The 16,863-nt window shown below is 46.7% G+C and carries 10 protein-coding genes; 3 read left to right on the forward strand and 7 right to left on the reverse strand.

Translation table 11 applies throughout. The annotated features are described in order from the left end of the window. Window positions 1-61 precede the first annotated feature (61 nt). On the reverse strand, window positions 62-676 hold the full coding sequence (gene fabR / locus C9I43_RS15575; RefSeq protein WP_076501320.1) for an HTH-type transcriptional repressor FabR: 615 nt from the start codon (window positions 674-676) through the stop codon (window positions 62-64). A gap of 144 nt (window positions 677-820) precedes the next feature. Here fabR and C9I43_RS15580 point away from each other — a divergent pair, with 144 nt between their 5' ends. From C9I43_RS15580 to mnmH, 3 genes are all read left to right on the forward strand, one after another. Beyond that, complete coding sequence (locus tag C9I43_RS15580) at window positions 821-1,927, forward strand: acyl-CoA desaturase (protein WP_107884355.1); 1,107 nt, start codon at window positions 821-823, stop codon at window positions 1,925-1,927. Between the two features lie 96 nt (window positions 1,928-2,023). Next, window positions 2,024-3,082, forward strand: coding sequence for a selenide, water dikinase SelD (selD, locus tag C9I43_RS15585; RefSeq protein WP_107884357.1), 1,059 nt, complete (start codon window positions 2,024-2,026; stop codon window positions 3,080-3,082). After that, window positions 3,082-4,191 carry a tRNA 2-selenouridine(34) synthase MnmH gene (gene mnmH, locus C9I43_RS15590; protein ID WP_076501451.1) on the forward strand — a complete coding sequence of 370 codons (1,110 nt, stop codon included), beginning with the start codon at window positions 3,082-3,084 and terminating at the stop codon, window positions 4,189-4,191. The genes selD and mnmH overlap by 1 nt, the downstream gene beginning before the upstream one ends. Before the next feature lie 102 nt (window positions 4,192-4,293). Here the strand turns inward: mnmH and C9I43_RS15595 are convergent, their stop codons facing one another. From C9I43_RS15595 to C9I43_RS15620, 6 genes are all read right to left on the reverse strand, one after another. Then, on the reverse strand, window positions 4,294-6,153 hold the full coding sequence (locus tag C9I43_RS15595) for an MFS transporter (protein ID WP_107884359.1): 1,860 nt from the start codon (window positions 6,151-6,153) through the stop codon (window positions 4,294-4,296). A 99-nt stretch (window positions 6,154-6,252) separates the two neighbouring features. Further along, a complete protein-coding gene (locus C9I43_RS15600; protein WP_076501454.1) occupies window positions 6,253-6,696 on the reverse strand; it encodes a GNAT family N-acetyltransferase in 444 nt (147 codons plus the stop codon). A gap of 7 nt (window positions 6,697-6,703) precedes the next feature. Then, window positions 6,704-7,516 carry a 3'(2'),5'-bisphosphate nucleotidase CysQ gene (gene cysQ / locus C9I43_RS15605; RefSeq protein ID WP_076501330.1) on the reverse strand — a complete coding sequence of 271 codons (813 nt, stop codon included), beginning with the start codon at window positions 7,514-7,516 and terminating at the stop codon, window positions 6,704-6,706. Window positions 7,517-7,583: 67 nt separating this feature from the next. Beyond that, window positions 7,584-8,135 carry an ADP compounds hydrolase NudE gene (gene nudE / locus C9I43_RS15610; protein ID WP_107884361.1) on the reverse strand — a complete coding sequence of 184 codons (552 nt, stop codon included), beginning with the start codon at window positions 8,133-8,135 and terminating at the stop codon, window positions 7,584-7,586. A gap of 235 nt (window positions 8,136-8,370) precedes the next feature. Then, window positions 8,371-15,756 (reverse strand): Ig-like domain-containing protein, encoded by a 7,386-nt coding sequence (locus C9I43_RS15615; RefSeq protein ID WP_373455355.1) that lies wholly within the window; start codon window positions 15,754-15,756, stop codon window positions 8,371-8,373. Continuing rightward, window positions 15,753-16,862 (reverse strand): TIGR03032 family protein, encoded by a 1,110-nt coding sequence (locus tag C9I43_RS15620; protein ID WP_107884363.1) that lies wholly within the window; start codon window positions 16,860-16,862, stop codon window positions 15,753-15,755. The genes C9I43_RS15615 and C9I43_RS15620 overlap by 4 nt, the downstream gene beginning before the upstream one ends. Window position 16,863 lies beyond the last annotated feature (1 nt).

The raw sequence follows: 16,863 nt of genomic DNA on the forward strand, positions 1-16,863 counted from the left end.
GGAGCCTAAGGCTCCTTTGTTGTTATGAAATAGTTTTTATCAGATAAGTGTGCCACCCAAACTAGCGGTGCTCTACCTTATGTTGTAATGCCTCTGCGCCTTTAGCAACCATGCGCAACTGCATAACTAATTGATCGGCCAATATTTTACGATCGACTCGTTTCATATCTAATGCTGCAGCGCCTGCGTTAAAAACTAAAATTACTAAAGCCTCAGCCTGTGCACGTGCTAGCAATGGAGTCCGTCCCGCTTTTGCTTCAACATAATGAGCAAGTTCAGAAATAAAATGTTCAATTTCGCGGGCAACTGCCGCACGAAATGCTGCCGAAATCCCCGAGCGTTCATGCAATAAAATGCGAAATACGTTTGGATTAGAATCCAGTACTTCCATAAAAGTATCAACTGAAATGCGGATCACACTGCCACCAACTTCGGCGCGCTGTCGCCCTTTGCGCATCATCTGCCGCAGCGTTAGCCCGCCCTCATCCACCATAGTCAGCCCAAGTTCATTCAGATCTTTAAAATGGCGATAAAAGGAGGTCGGAGCGATATTGGCTTCTCGAGCAACTTCTCGCAAACTTAAACTTGAGAAACTGCGCTCAGCACTTAACTGACTAAAAGCTGCATCGACTAACGCTCGGCGAGTTTTCTCTTTTTGCTGTGCTCGAATACCCATTATTAAATCCGCTAACTGAATGTAATGGCGCGATAATACCGCTTTTAAGTATTAAACACAGCCCTATCGTCCTTGACCAAACAATATAGCTAAGTTAAATTAGCTTACAGATGTACGCTCAAAAGCGAATTTTGGAAACCTATTATGAAAAAACCCCCAATCATTTGGCTCAATGTTTGTCTGTTTACTATCACTTTCCTCAGTGCAGTGATTTTAGTTCCGTGGCGCGGTATTGTTCACGGCTATGGCGCCAGTGAATGGATTGCATTTATTGTTTTAGCCTTCGCCAGTGGTTTATCGATCACAGCAGGTTACCACAGACTGTGGTCACACAAGGCTTACAAAGCCCATCCAGCAGTACGTTTTATATATGCACTTGGAGGCGCTTTAGCCTTACAAAACAGTGCATTGCACTGGGCATCAGATCATCGCGTACACCACAAACATGTCGACGATAACGACAAAGACCCGTACTCAGCCAAAATGGGATTTTGGTATAGCCACATAGGTTGGATGCTGCGAGAGTATCAATCACAACGCTACCACGATTATCAAAATGTGCGCGATCTACAAAATGACCGTATCGTAATGTGGCAACACAAGCATTACCTTGCACTGGTGTTACTAATGAACATTGGCCTACCCGCATTGCTCGGCTGGCTCAATGGTGACGTACTGTCCATGCTATTAATGGCGGGATTACTGCGTTTAGTGGTGGTGCATCACTGTACATTTTTTATCAACTCTTTAGCCCATGTATGGGGTAGTCAGCCTTATACCAATAAAAACACCGCGCGTGATAATGGTTTTATCGCCATGTTGACCTACGGTGAGGGCTACCATAATTTTCATCACATCTTTGAAAATGACTATCGCAATGGCATTAAATGGTGGCATTACGACCCCACTAAATGGCTAATTAAAGCCTTATCATGGGCCGGTTTAGCTAAAGACTTACGTACTAGCCCGCAAGAGCGTATTGAAAGTGCACGATTACAAATGCAGCTGTTACGTACTAAAAATAATGTCGTCCACTTGCCAAATGCCGATGAGATTATCGAAAAAATTCAATTTGAGTACGAATTAATGAAAGAGCACTTAATTGAATACTATCAAGCCCAAAAAATCTTATTGGAAGCGAAACGCAAGCAACTGGTAGATAAACAATTATTGCAACAGGTTGCTGAGTTAAAAACCCGTTTCTTAACTCAGAAAAAGAACTGGCAAAGCCTAACTGCAAGTTATAGCTAGGCCACAATTTTACGCTAAATTCGAACGGCCGCCTTGCATGGTGGCCGTATCGGATTATCATGATGCCTCAATCACTTTATACAGGATATTGAGTTCATGTCATCTTCCACTGCTACTCTCCCCGAAACGATAAAACTCACAGAATACAGTCACGGTGCAGGCTGCGGTTGCAAAATTTCACCCAAAGTACTGAGCACTATTCTTGCCTCGCAACTTCCTGTATTCACAGACCCCAATTTACTTGTGGGTAACCAGAGTCGCGACGATGCTGCGGTATACAAACTCAACGACGACGTAGGTATCATCAGCACGACCGATTTTTTTATGCCGATTGTTGACGACCCTTTTACCTTTGGCCGCATTGCAGCGACTAATGCTATCAGTGATATTTATGCCATGGGCGGCACGCCAATTATGGCGATTGCGATTTTGGGTTGGCCGATTAATAAACTGCCAGCCGAGATAGCTCAACAAGTTGTAGATGGTGGACGCCAAGCCTGTATGGAAGCGGGGATTATGTTAGCCGGTGGCCACAGTATCGATGCACCTGAACCTATTTTTGGTCTCGCGGTGACTGGCCAAATTGCATTAAGTGATTTAAAGCAAAATGATACCGCTAAGGCTGGCGATCGCTTATATCTGACTAAACCTATTGGTATTGGTATTCTCACTACCGCGCAAAAACAAAAAAAACTCAAAGATGAAGATAGCCTCATTGCAGTCAATGCGATGTGCCAACTCAACACTATCGGCGCAAAAATTGCCAAAATCAGCGGCGTAAATGCGCTGACCGACGTCACAGGTTTTGGATTGTCTGGGCACTTGCTCGAAATGTGTCAAGGCGCGAAACTAACGGCAAAACTCAAATTTGATGCTGTCCCATTACTGCCACGCGCTTTAGATTATTTAGCTTTAGGTTGTGTTCCTGGCGGCACCCACCGCAATTACGATAGTTATGGTGAGCACCTACCCGAACTGAGCGAATATCAGAAAGCAATCCTATGCGATCCGCAAACCAGTGGTGGCTTATTAGTTGCCGTTTCTAGTGCTGCCGAAGCTGAACTTATCGCGTTGCTCGAGGCGCACCAGATACCACCAATTTGCATTGGAACACTTGAAACACCCACCACTCAAGCTAGCGTGGTGTTGTGTTGATACCTAGTCCTATTATTACCGCTGATCAATATCGAGAGATTTTTCTCAATCAACATCCAATCATGGATGCGAGGGCGCCTATCGAATTTGCGCGAGGCGCTTTTCCCAACTCGACCAATTTACCGCTGATGCTTGATGAAGAAAGAGAAAGTGTCGGCACTTGCTTTAAAAAGTTAGGTCAGCAAGCTGCAATTGCATTAGGCCACTCACTGGTAAATGGCTCAATCAAGCAACAAAGAGTCGAGGCTTGGATAAGTTATTTTAAAGCGAATCCCAATGCTTACCTTTATTGTTTTCGTGGTGGCCTGCGCTCGCAACTGACGCAACAATGGCTCAAAGAAGCTGGCTTGGAGGTGCCCTATGTTCAAGGCGGCTATAAAGCCATGCGTCAATATTTAATGGGGGTGATTGAAACAACGCCAGCACAACAGCCTTTTTTAAGTTTGAGCGGGATGACGGGTAGCGGTAAAACCGATTTTTTATTACTGCGTAAAGAAGCGGTTGATCTTGAAGGAATCGCTAACCATAGAGGCTCAAGTTTTGGTAAGAACATTGACCCTCAGCCAACGCAAATTAACTTTGAAAACCAACTCGCTATCGCCTTACTGCAACATCAAAGCAGTGCTGTAGACTATTTATTACTTGAGGATGAAAGTTTTCTTATTGGTCGTTCAGCGTTGCCACAAACATTTTATAATGCCATGCAAACCGCGAGTGTCATCGTATTAGAAGAAACTGACGATGCTAGGCTAGAGCGCTTGCGTAATGAGTATGTGCATAAAATGCATAGCGGATTTTGTGAACGCTTTGGTCCTGAAGCGGGCTTTACCGCTTTTAGCGAATATTTGTTACAAGGATTAGGCAGTATTAGTAAGCGTTTAGGCGGTAAACAGCATCAAGAGCTGCAAGATTTAATTCAACAGGCCTTAGATCAACAGATCAGCACTAATGATACTTCCCTGCATTTCAACTGGATAAACCTCTTGCTGCATAAATATTACGATCCTATGTATCAGTACCAATTACAGAAAAAGTCCGAACGGGTGCTCTTTAAAGGTTCGCATCAAGCCGTGCACGAATGGTTAGATAGCTATCAGCCTCAATCATAATCTTCAACAGTAATAATCCTCCATAATAGCCATCTTTAGAGCAATCACCGCGAGGGTAAGATCCGCGGTGATGTCTTTATTGATATTGAATCTAACGGGTTATCACTTACCCAGCAGGCTCGCAATTTTAACTCTTAGCGAATCCTTATTTGCTACATGGCCATCAATAACCTCTGCGAGAGTCACCGATACCCTTGAGCGAAATCGTATGGGTATTGTCGTTAATGCCTGCCCATCTTTATGACTAAAATAAGTACCCCACAACCCTTTTAGTGCCATAGGGATCACTGGCACCGGATCTCTAGCTAAGATTTTATCGATATCCACATAAAACTCACCCAATGCACCGTCTGATGTAACTCGTCCCTCAGGGAAAATACACACCAACTCGTTATTGGATAGCGCCTCATGAATTGCCTCAAAGGCGTGGTTATAGGTTGTGTCACTCTGTTTAGGTGAACAGATGGGGATCACACCCGCGTGACAAAATACAGATTTAAGTAGAGGCCGCTCGCTCACGGATTGCTCCATCACAAAGCGGATTGGCCGTATTGAGGTACCCATAATAATCAATGTATCCACATCACTCACGTGGTTACAAACTATGATACCCGCCCCTAGCTTAGGGATTTTCTCGCGGCCTGTTACTGTCACGCGATATATAACATGACTTAGCAAGTAACTGATAAAGCGCAGGATAAATTCAGGCACTTGCGAATAAACGTAAAGAATCATTCCTAAGTTCATCACGGCAAGTAGCAGGAATAACTGTGGAATGCTCCACCCAGCAATACCAAGCAATAACATAGATAACAGTGCAGAAACCACCATAAATAAGGCATTCATAATGTTATTTGCCGCAATAGCCTGAGCACATTCCCCTTTGGCTGAGCGCGATTGTATAAAGGCATACAAAGGGACAATAAATAAACCGCCACTGACGCCAATCATAAAGAAATCTAACATGACTCTAAAATGCTGCGACTGGGTAATAAAAGCGTTAATACCGTAAACAACACTGGCATCAATAGGTACTGGCGGAATAGCCCACAACAAATCAATACCAAAAAGGGTCAACCCGAGTGCGCCAAATGGCAATAATCCTAACTCCACATGGCCGTAAGAAAATCGCTCACAAATAAAAGAGCCCACTGCAATTCCAATTGAAAACAGTCCTAATAGTAACGACACTACAGCGGCACCAGAGTGCAAATGCAGCTTGGTAAAATTGGGGAACTGCGTTAGATAAGTCGCACCTAAAAACCAAAACCAGCTAATAGCAATTATCGCCATCCAGATTGATGGTGTTTGGCGGGCTTTTTGAATACTGCGCCAAGTACCTGACAATGGTCTAAAACGAATTTTTTCGATGGTGCCTTGCGGGGGCAATGCAGGAATAGCACGACTGGCCAAATACCCCAGCAATGCTAGTAAAGCAACAATCATGGCCGACCACTGCGTACCATTGTCTTCAAAAATAAGTATACCGGCACTCAAGGTGCCGATTAAAATTGATAGAAATGTACCCATTTCAACCCAAGCATTGCCTGAAACTAACTCGTCCTCTTGTAATGCTTGGGGTAATAAAGAATATTTAACCGGACCAAAGTAGGCTGACTGGCTACCAGTTAAAAACAACAGTAATAACATCATCATGTAATTCCCGTTCAAGATTGCGATAGCGGCACTGAACATGATGATGACTTCGAGTAATTTTAATTGGCGGATAAGTTTGGCTTTATCCATATTATCGGCGACCACTCCCGCATGAGCCGAAAATAGAAAAAACGGTAAAATGAATAACCCTGCCGCTAAATTAACAAATAAATCGACACTTATAGGCAAATCCTGCACTTGGCTAAAAGTCACCAATAACAATAAAATATTTTTATAGAAATTATCGTTTAAGGCCCCCAGACACTGCGTGACAAAATAAGGCAAAAAACGTTTAGTTAACAACATGGTATTCCCTCTAATCGTCGATTGCCGTTAAGTTAATGCAGTATAAGAGTTTTCATGGTGACAAAATCGGTTGATATGTAGATGGCAACGTACTCACACTCAGGAGCGACGATACTGCATCACCATTCTATCCATGCCAATACCAAAGTAATCGGCTTCAAAATTTATGTCACGAAAACCCAGCTTTTGATACAAAAAATAAGCGGGATTATTAGGGTCAACGGTTAAATAAACTTGTTGTATCGATAGAGGTAACTCAGCTAAACATCGCTCGATTAAGCGCTTACCCAATCCTTGCCCTCGGGTATTCTCACTCACGGCAACGGATAAAATCCACATACATTGAGGATCGCCACTCTGAGCACAGAGCAAATAACCTCGTAGCTGATGACGATCATCTACAGCGACTAAAAATTGCTCTGGCCAGCAATCAAAGCCCTGACGGAAGAAGAAGTCAGGATAGCTATGCTCACCAAAAATGGCCTGCTCAAGTTGGTACACCGCCAGCAGCTCTGACTTTAATACCGGACGTATACATTGCATTGGTAGATTATTCACCAATTAAAATCTTATCCCATTCTAAGTTAGGGGCGCCTACAACGATAAAATTAGGGTTCTCTAAGGATTCACGCTCATTATATGTTAACGGTTGCAGCTCAGTATCCATTAGCTGCCCGCCCGCTTCCTCGACGATAATTTGCGCCGCTCCCGTATCCCACTCACCAGTTGGGCCAACACGCACATAACAATCGGCTCGACCTTCAGCCACTAAGCAGCTTTTCAATGCTGCGCCGCCCATGACCACTAACTCACAGTGCTTAGGATGATTGAGTAAGGTTAATACTGATTGCGGATCTTGACGGCGACTCACAGCCAACCGCAGCGAGACTTGGTCTCGATTGGCAATTTGACGACTACTGATGCGAACTTCTTGTTTATCAGTACGTTTGTAGGCACCTAAACCAGCAATGGCGTAATAACACACTTGGGTCATCGGTACATACACCACGCCCATAACCGGACGGTTGTGCTCCACCAGCGCAATGATCACAGAAAAATCACCACTGCCAGCGATAAACTCTCCCGTACCATCGAGCGGGTCAACTAGCCAATAACGCTTCCAAGATTCACGCACACTGAGCGGAATATCGGCAGCCTCCTCAGATAACACCGGAATATCAGGCGTGAGAGCGGTTAATCGTTCACAAATGATCTTATGCGCCGCTAAGTCAGCGGATGTGACGGGGGTATTGTCAGATTTAATTTCTCGTTCAAAATTACCTTTGAGATAGATATCACGGATAGTGATCCCCGCTTCAGTTGCTATTTCAATAATTTGATCGATCAACTCTTCTGGCTTCATAACAACTCCAATCGCAACCTTTGCGAATGTTTTGCAAGCATTCATCGAATACTTAAAAGGAAAAAGATTATTTATGTTGTAAATATTTTTGCGCTAAAAATAACGCACTAACACTACGGGACTCGGAAAAATCGACATTATCGAGTAAAGCTTCCCAATCGGCCAGCGCCCACGGCACCACATCGATTGGCTCAGGCTCATCACCTTCAAGGCGACTCTCATACAAGTCTTCTGCAATAAAAATTTGCATCTTACTGGAAAAATAACCGGGGGCTAAGCTCAACTCTTTTAAAAGCGTAAGCTTATTGGCCGCAAAACCAATTTCTTCCTGCAACTCACGGTTGGCAGCTTCAATAGGTAACTCACCAGGGTCGATAAGCCCTTTAGGGAAACCTAACTCATAATGATCGGTACCTGCGGCATATTCGCGCGCCAGTAGCATTTGTCCTTGATGAATCGGTACTATCATCACGGCGCCACGACTACCACCTTTCATACGTTCGTATTGACGCTCGACACCATTAGAAAATCGAAGGTGCACTTGCTCAATTTGAAATAATCGACTTTTTGCGACAACTTCGCTATGCAATATTTCCGGCTTATTGTGCCGCTGCGACATAACTGCCTCTGGATAAGAAATAATAAAATAAATAAGACAAGCGACAATCTTACTATCCTGTCTTTAATCTACAACCTGAATTTATTGCATATTCCTAAAGACAAGCCGTAAATGCTTTGCGAGATACATCACAAACCAAGCTCAGCGTAAGTGGGCTAGAGCAAAATATGCCTAAATATATTGCGACTCATAAATAGCAAAAAGGGGCAAAGCCCCTTTTAAATTTGGTTTACGTTTAGAATTGATAACGTAAATTGAGCTGGTAACTGAGAAAATCATTGGGCTCAATATCCACATATTGATACCCCAAGCCAACTGACCAAGCATCGCTCACTTGATAGCTAAACCGCACCCCCACATACCAATCAGTGCCATCGAGTTCTGTGGTTAAACGGCTATTGCCCATAGTGCTACTGATATCCGCTTGCCATCTAAACAATCCGATAGGCACTTCAAAGCGCCAAGCATCATGCTGCAGTAAGGTAAAACGCAATCCCAGCATCACGCCATCGGCCAATACGGGGGTCACTGCTTTTACCTGCTCGTGGTATTGTGCCGGAGTCAGACTCGCGCCTTCAATCCGCGCACTCCCATTACCAAAGTCGGCATAGCCTAATTCGATTGCAACCAAAGGAGTCCATTGGTAACCCACACTCACCCCAAAAGCGCTATCTTTGTCATCAATCGATGTCACTACGCCAGCGGCAGCTTTGGTTTGTAAATCTCGCCTGCTGCTATCAACCTGAGCTTGCCCGATAAAGCCCTCGACGTACCAGTTATCAACAGTCGCATTCGCTTGATTTATTGTGCCTGCAAGCAGTACAGCACCCAAGACCACTTTTTGTAACTCTCGCTGGCGGATTAAACCCGCAGTAATGATTAATCCTAATACCCACAAGGACATACTGCCTCCACCTGACTCGTTATCAATCACCACTTCTTGGTAGGCCTTAACGGTAATTAACACTTGTCCTGTTGCGTCACCGCCCACACCATCGCTAATTCGATAACTGACAGCATCGACTCCATCAAACCCCGTTTTAGGGATATAACGCAGCTTGTTAGATTCAACTGACACAACCCCTTGCTGCGCGGTAGCGCTGACTAAAGTTAAAATATTACCGTCTGGATCGCTGTCGTTACTCAGCACATCGAGTAGCAAGCTCGTTCTATCGTCGGTAGCAGCGCTATCGTCTACTGTCGTTGGCGCGGTATTGCCACTCACTACCACAGTCAACTCACTACTCGCAGTACCACCTTTACCATCGGTAATGCTATACACCAGCACATCCGTACCGATGAAATCAGTTGCTGGCGTGTAACTGAGCTGCTGATTAGCCAAAATAACCACGGTGCCGAACTCACTGGTCACTTGCGTAACGGTCAGCGTATCACCATCACTATCGGTATCATTAGCGAGCACATCAACATCAAGACTCTGATTCCAAGGTAAAGAGGCGGTATCTGGATTAGCGACAGGTAGATGGTTGCCATTGAGTATCACAGACACGCCACTTGGATCGACGATAGTACGGTTAGCGACGCCATCGTCATCGTTAGGACCGCCATCCTCTAGGGTTAACTGCACACACCAATGACCTTCAGTCAATCCAACAGTCCAACGACTATCTCCCGGTGGAGGACAGAAACCACGTTCACCTTCGCTACTGGCGACACTGTTGCGCGCATCAATCACAAAATCTTTCCAACCATTTTGTGCTTGATACTTACGGTAGACCGCATTTGCAGGGATCGGTGAGCGCTGTGGCATTACTAAACTGTAACTCTGCCCTTGTTGTGGTAATCCCGTTGCAATGAAGTCAAAAATACCACCGACATTAGCCGCAATATTATCTTCAGGTACTAAGCTCGGTAATAGTTGCATGCCTGTTTGCCCTTGTCTGAGAGCAATATTACCTAAACGCAAACATACGCCAGCCTGACCCTCGGCCAAGAAGTACACAGGCTGTAATTCACCTTCAGGCATAATGTTACAATCGTTAATTGCATCCAAATAATCAGGAATACCATCACCATCTGTATCGGTAAAGCCTTCTTGAACATCAGGAATCAAATCACCGTCTGTGTCTGCTCCTGTTAATATAGGTAAACTTGAACGCACCACAATATAGACTTCCTCAGTGGTAGACAGCGCTGGTAAACCATTATCAGTGACAGTTACACTCACAGGATAAATGCCCGGCAAGGCTGATACCGGAGAGAAGAACATACCCACATCATCGGATTGCAAGCTCAGCGTTCCACTTGCCCATGTTGACGTTAAGCTGTCCTGCATATTGGCGTCACTGATACCAGCATTAATACGAACATCACCGCCATTTTGCGCCACGATAAATTGGTATGCTCCCGCTTGAGTAACATCCAACGTCACCTTAGGCGCAATATTCGCTTCGGTAATCAACACCTGAGTTTGCTGCTTACTGCCCAAGTTCAAGCTAGGGTCTAGACTTATCAGCACATCCTCATCCGCTTCGACCTCACCATCTTCAAAGGTGCTAAAACGGATCTGAGCCTGTTGACCCGATGTCACCTCGACCACCCCATCAACCAAATCATGATCACTGCTACCTGCAGAGCCTGAAACGGTATAAGGCACAGAAAGTGGATATACGGGTGCGACGCCATTAAGGTACACACTCACCACTACCTCATTGCCCTCACCCACAAGCTGATCTTTACTCAAGGAAATCAGTGGATGTACTTTCACTTTTTGAGCCTTGATCGCCTTATTACCATCGCGATCTACAGCTTGCCAGTAAGCTAAGTAGCTGCCTGGCGCAAAGAACAGACTCTTATTCACTAAAGAAACCGGCAATGGATGACCGTTACGGTCAACCGCTTTAGCAATGCCAAGCTTAGCGCGAGTGAATAGCCCCGTGGCGTTCATATCGACATCGTCTGGCAAAGTGATCACTGGCTGATTTTCCGACTCCGCGCCTTCAATCAGTACATTCACTTTGGCACTTGCACGCCCCTTGTTGCCATCGCTAATGGTATAGCGAAGCGCCACAGGCCCGACATACGCTTCAGGCGCAGTAAAGCTCAAGCCATCACTGGTGATTTGCACACTACCGATATCCGCAGCCGCACCATCAATCGTTAAAGTATCCCCATCGACATCAACATCATTCGCAAGCACCGCAAGCGCATAAATATCGTTGGCGGTACTTGTTAAGGTGTAGTCGTCATCAACCGCCTGCGGATTATCATTCACTGGCGTGACGTTAATAGTGACAGTTGCAGGCTCTGAACTCAGCTCGGCATCTTTAGCAATAAAGCTAAACACGTCTGTTCCATTAAAATCCTTCTCAGGGGTATACAACCAAACAGTACCATGTTGCTCTAAGGTGCCGGATTCTGGCAGACTCACCACTTCATAGGTAAGAGGATCGTTATCCGCATCCTCTGCTGCAAGACTGATCATCACAGAACTATCTTCTTCTAAGGTCACTGTTGCACTTGTCGCTACAGGCGCATCGTTGACGTTCGTCACGGTAATGCTGAACGATTGGTCGACAGTTAGGCCATCTGTATCTGTTGCCCTTAACGTGACTGCATGGGAACCAACGTCTGCGTTCGTCGGTGTACCACTTAATACGCCTGTTGCCGCATTGAAGCTTAACCAACTCGGTTTAGTCACCGCGCTTAAGGTTACGGTATCACCCACATCGGTATCACTCGCTGCAAAGGTATAGCTATATACAGCATCTTGCGCAATGCTGGTGATGGCGGTAGACGTAATCGTCGGTGCATCGTTGACGCTCGTCACAATTAGATTAAATGCGGGTAAACTGGCTGATAACGTTCCGTCCGTCACGCTAATCATAATACTTGTGGTCGTACCTACATCTTGCTTTGAAGGGGTTCCTGAAAGTACGCCTGTTCCTGTATTAAATGTCGCCCACGTTGGCTTATTGGTAATACTAAAGGTGAGCGTATCCCCTGTACTATCGACAGCAGTTGGCGTAAACAGATATGCTGCATCTTGATTAACCGTTAATGCAGGCACGCCTGTAATAGTAGGGGCGCCATTGGGTGTAACGGAATTAGTCGCAACCGATGCAGCTCCTGTACCGGCCGTATTTGTGGCAGTAACAGTGAAGGTATAAGCCGTGCCATTCGCTAAACCAGCCACGGTGATTGGAGATGTTGTCCCAGAACCTGTTAATCCGCCAACGCTTGAGGTCACGGTATAACCAGTTATCGCAGCACCGCCAGTCAATGCTGGAGCGGTGAAACTGATTGATGCTGTTGCATCACCAGCCGTTGCCGTCGGCGCTGTTGGTGCGCCTGCCACAATTGCATTAACACTAAAGGATCGACTCACCTGCGCCGCGGCCAAATAACTCCCATTACCGACCTGATCCGCATTAATTGTACAGGTGCCTACAGACACAAATGTTAATTGACCAACACCTGTGATGCTACACACTCCTGTCGTCATTGAGGTAAAGGTCGGTGTTAAACCGGAATCAGATGTTGCCGTAAGCGTCGGGCTAGTGCCAAAGTTTTGCGCGCCCGGGTTGCTGAAGGTAATGACTTGCGCTGCAGCAGGAGTTATCGCTCCTGAAGCCGCAGACGCACCGCCAGTACCGGCAGCATTAGTTGCAGTCACGGTAAAGGTATAAGACACACCATTAGTCAACCCTGTCACCGCAATAGGTGAGGCCGCACCCGTCCCAGTTATCCCTCCCGGACTTGCGGTAACGGTATAACCCGTAATAACTGCGCCGCCAGTAAAAACTGGCGCACTAAAAGCAAGCGAAGCTTGGGTATCACCTGCCGTTGCAACCGCTGCCGTTGGAATTCCGGGCGTAACGGCATTTACAGTGAACGTCCGGGCAACTTCTGTTGCAGCCAAATAACTGCCATTACCCACTTGATTAGCATTAATCGTACAGCTACCCACCGCCACGAACGTCAACGATCCACCAGCAATAGTACAAACACCAGTGGTCGCCGACGTGAACATCACCGGCAAACCTGAATCTGAGGTAGCCGAGATAGTTGGAGCACTACCAAAGTCTTGCGCACCCGGGTTGGTGAAGGTAATCAATTGGGGTGATGCCGGTGTTACTGAATTGGAAGCCGCAGAACCCCCTCCTGTAAAGGTGGCCGAGTTGGTCGCGGTAACGATAAAGGTATAACTCACACCATTGGTCAAGCCAGTCACGGTAATCGGTGAATCGGCACCAGTCCCTGTCGCACCGCCGGGGCTAGCAGTCACGGTATAGCCAATCACATTGGCGCCGCCATTACTGGCTGGTGCGGTAAATGTAACGGTTGCTTTGGTATCACCGGCCGTTGCTGTTCCTATGGTAGGTGCACCGGGGGCTGTCGCATTGACAGTAAATGAACGAGTTACTGTTGTAGCAGCCAGATAACTACCATTCCCCGCCTGATCAGCGTCAATCGTACACGTACCCTCACTCACAAACGTCAGAACACCAACACTAGTAATAGTACAAACACCTGTTGTATCTGAGGTGAAAGCCACCGCCAAAGATGATGATGCACTTGCCGTTGCGCCCAAGTCAGGTGATGTACCAAAGGTTTGCGCTATAGGCTGCGGGAAGGTAGTTGTTTGAACGCCTTTGGGCGTTGCCGAGCCAGATGCCGCGGACGTCACACTGGTGCCGATGGCATTAGTTGCAGTGACGGTGAAGGTGTAGGCAGTGCCGTTAGTTAAACCCGTAATAACTATCGGTGAAGCCGCGCCAGTATTGGTGAAACCACCTGGATTAGAGGTCACGGTATATCCGGTGATCGCTGAACCACCATTACTCCCTGGGGCACTAAAGGCGACCGATACCTGACCATCGCCAGCAGTGGCTGCGCCAATGGTTGGGGCATCAGGCGCAACCGGGATAGCCACAGCGTGGGTCGAACCCGACGTAAATGCGGCAGCATAACCATTGGTGTTATTACCATTTCCCAGCGCATCGGTAATGTTGGTTGAACCATTCAAATTGACCTTGATCGTCCCGTTTCCGGTAATCCCATTCACGGTCACTGTCATGCTGGTGCCGGACGATGCGGACACACTCGCAATGGTACCTGTCGCGCTGCCTGTTGTTCCCAGCGCAAAATCGTCTGTGGAGATATTGTTCGCGGATTCATTAAACGTCACGGTGAAACCCACGCTGGTATCGGTAGCTAAGGCTCCGCCTACAGGCGCAGTACTGGTAACAGATGGGGCGACATTATCGACTACCGTAATCGCAAACGCTTCTTCATAAGTGCCACTAGCATTATCCGTAGTGCGCACACGCACGCTGTATGCACCTGCGGCCAAGGCAGCCGCATTCTTGGCGCGCAAAGATGAGCCGCTGATATTAAAGCTTAAGTTATCGGTATCGCCGACACCTGATTCCAAAGTGTAAGTATGCGTATTACCAACATCAGGATCGGTTGTGCTTAATGTTCCCACCACCGCATTAGTGCCGCCACTTTGGTTCACACTGGCATTGGCGAGGGCAATATCCGTTGGCGCGTTATTAAGCGCTACCGTATGGACGCTACCGCTGGTATAGGCACCGACATAGCCATTGGTATTATTACCATTATCGAGCGCATCTGTAATATTGGAAGAAGGTTTTACATCAAGGCGTAACGTACCATTGCCCGTGAGACTATTGACCGTGACATTGATACTGCTGCCAGAGGCAGCAGAAACACTGGCAATGGTTCCCGCTGCGCTACCAGTGGCGGTGAGGACGAAATCGTCCGTTGACACATTGGCAGCTGATTCACTAAAGGCAACAACATAAACGATACTGGTCGCTGCCGATGTCGGTGAGCCACTGAGGGTAATTGAACTGACGACCGGAGGAACGTTGTCCAAGGTAAAAAAACTTTTGTCACTTGCTCTGCTGTTGCATGGATCATCAGCGACGCACTCGTCTCTCACACGAGGCCATCCTGAACCGTCAACCTCCGTCCTTATACCGCTTGCTTGACCGGTAATATTGTGACTCTGTTGCAGTCCAATACTAACCGTGCCATTCAAACTTGCCAGATTACCGCTAGAAATGGTGACATCCCAAGTAGTTCCTCCGCCTGTGACAGAAGTCGCTGTCGCAGTCGATCCAGTGACAAGAAAATCTGATGTATCAACATTAATCATGTTCTCGTTAAAGGTGAATCGCCAAGTTACTGAGTCGGCATTGGTTGTTGCTGCGCTCGGTGCTTGACGGGTGATAGTTTCTACCCTGGCACAATCGGAATACGAGGCATTTGCCGGATTACAATACAAATAAACTGCACTGAATTTTTTGGAAAAATCCGTTTCCAGATTGCCACTGTTCGTGGTCGCTACCGTTTCATTAGCTTGGAGCAAATCGTTTTGCGCTAGAAAAGCCAGCACATTTTCATCACTTTGAAGAGTAGTGGATGGTGCGGCCACATCAGCCGCAGCACCAAACGACGCAAATGCTCCAGCCCCTTCCAATTCCTCCACCGTTTTTTGCTGTTCAACCACCACTTTTGCTGAGCGACTCACTAAGCGACTGGACGAGTGCGACAAAGCAGGTGCTGCCTGCAGTGGCGAAGCTAAGAATAACATTGGTAGGCTATGTTTAAGCCATGTTGCTTTAATCACTTTGTGACTCCTGCTTTAGCCAGCGCACTATCAGTTAATGGGGGGAAATTAAACACTGTCATCGATTGCTCATCATCAGGTAGAAATAATTCCGGGTACATGACACCGGGTAACACCGCCACATCGTAAATTTGATCAATATTGCCTTCAAAACGCACAAAACCAACCACAGTGTGATCGGTCAGGTTAACGCACCAAATACCGCTTTCACTTTCAGCAGACTCCTGCGCGATAGGCGCTGGCTCTGCAACCGAGCTATTGCGGGTTTTTGACAAGCCGACGAACATTAGCGGCCCAAAAAAGTCCATGCCACGGGTAAATCCCTGCAACTTAATCACATCAACCACATCGCCAGTACGAGGATCATAGCGACGCACAAGCCCATGGCCTGACTCGCAAAAATACACGTAGCCGTTATAGCAGCGCGGCGAATGAGGCATGACTAAATTAGATAACTTTAGCTCGCCCGTTTTGACGTCAATTAACGTGCCCAGATCCTTCACACCATCACGCCAAGACTTTGCTACATCACTCTGATTGAACGTCGTGACATAGGCAGGTTCACCATCAAGCATCGCCATACCATTCAGATGGCAGCGATCCTCGGGCAGTAAGTCGGAAATAAAAGAAGGCTTCCAGCGCGGCACAAAACTATAGTCAGGTTCTAGAGTCGCAAGGCACGAAAAGTTACTGTTAACAATCCAGAGGCCTTTATTGCCGTAGGCAATATCATGAATATTGACCAACCCAGTGGTATGGCAAGCGCTGGCAACATAACAAGCATCAGCCGCCGTTTTTTCCGCTAAGGTTTCTGATACTAAATCCAGTGCAGCATCGCTTCGCCTAAAACGCCAGACTTGATGCAATGTACCTAACGTAATTTGTTGCGGCGTAACAGCTAGCCCCATAGGGCGTGGAAAATCTTTGAAGTTTATATCGATTTTTTTGCCGTCTGAACGCACAAAAAACAGCTTATGTGCCTGATAACTCGTTACCGCTAACGATAACTTTAGCCCAGCTAATACTGCAGGGAAGTTACTACTAGTATGGCTGGTGAAATCCAGCTCCCCATCCATGGCATCATCTGTTGAAACGATAGCTTCCATA

Source organism: Shewanella morhuae, from assembly GCF_003028295.1.
In the GTDB taxonomy this organism is placed as follows: Bacteria; Pseudomonadota; Gammaproteobacteria; order Enterobacterales; family Shewanellaceae; genus Shewanella; species Shewanella morhuae.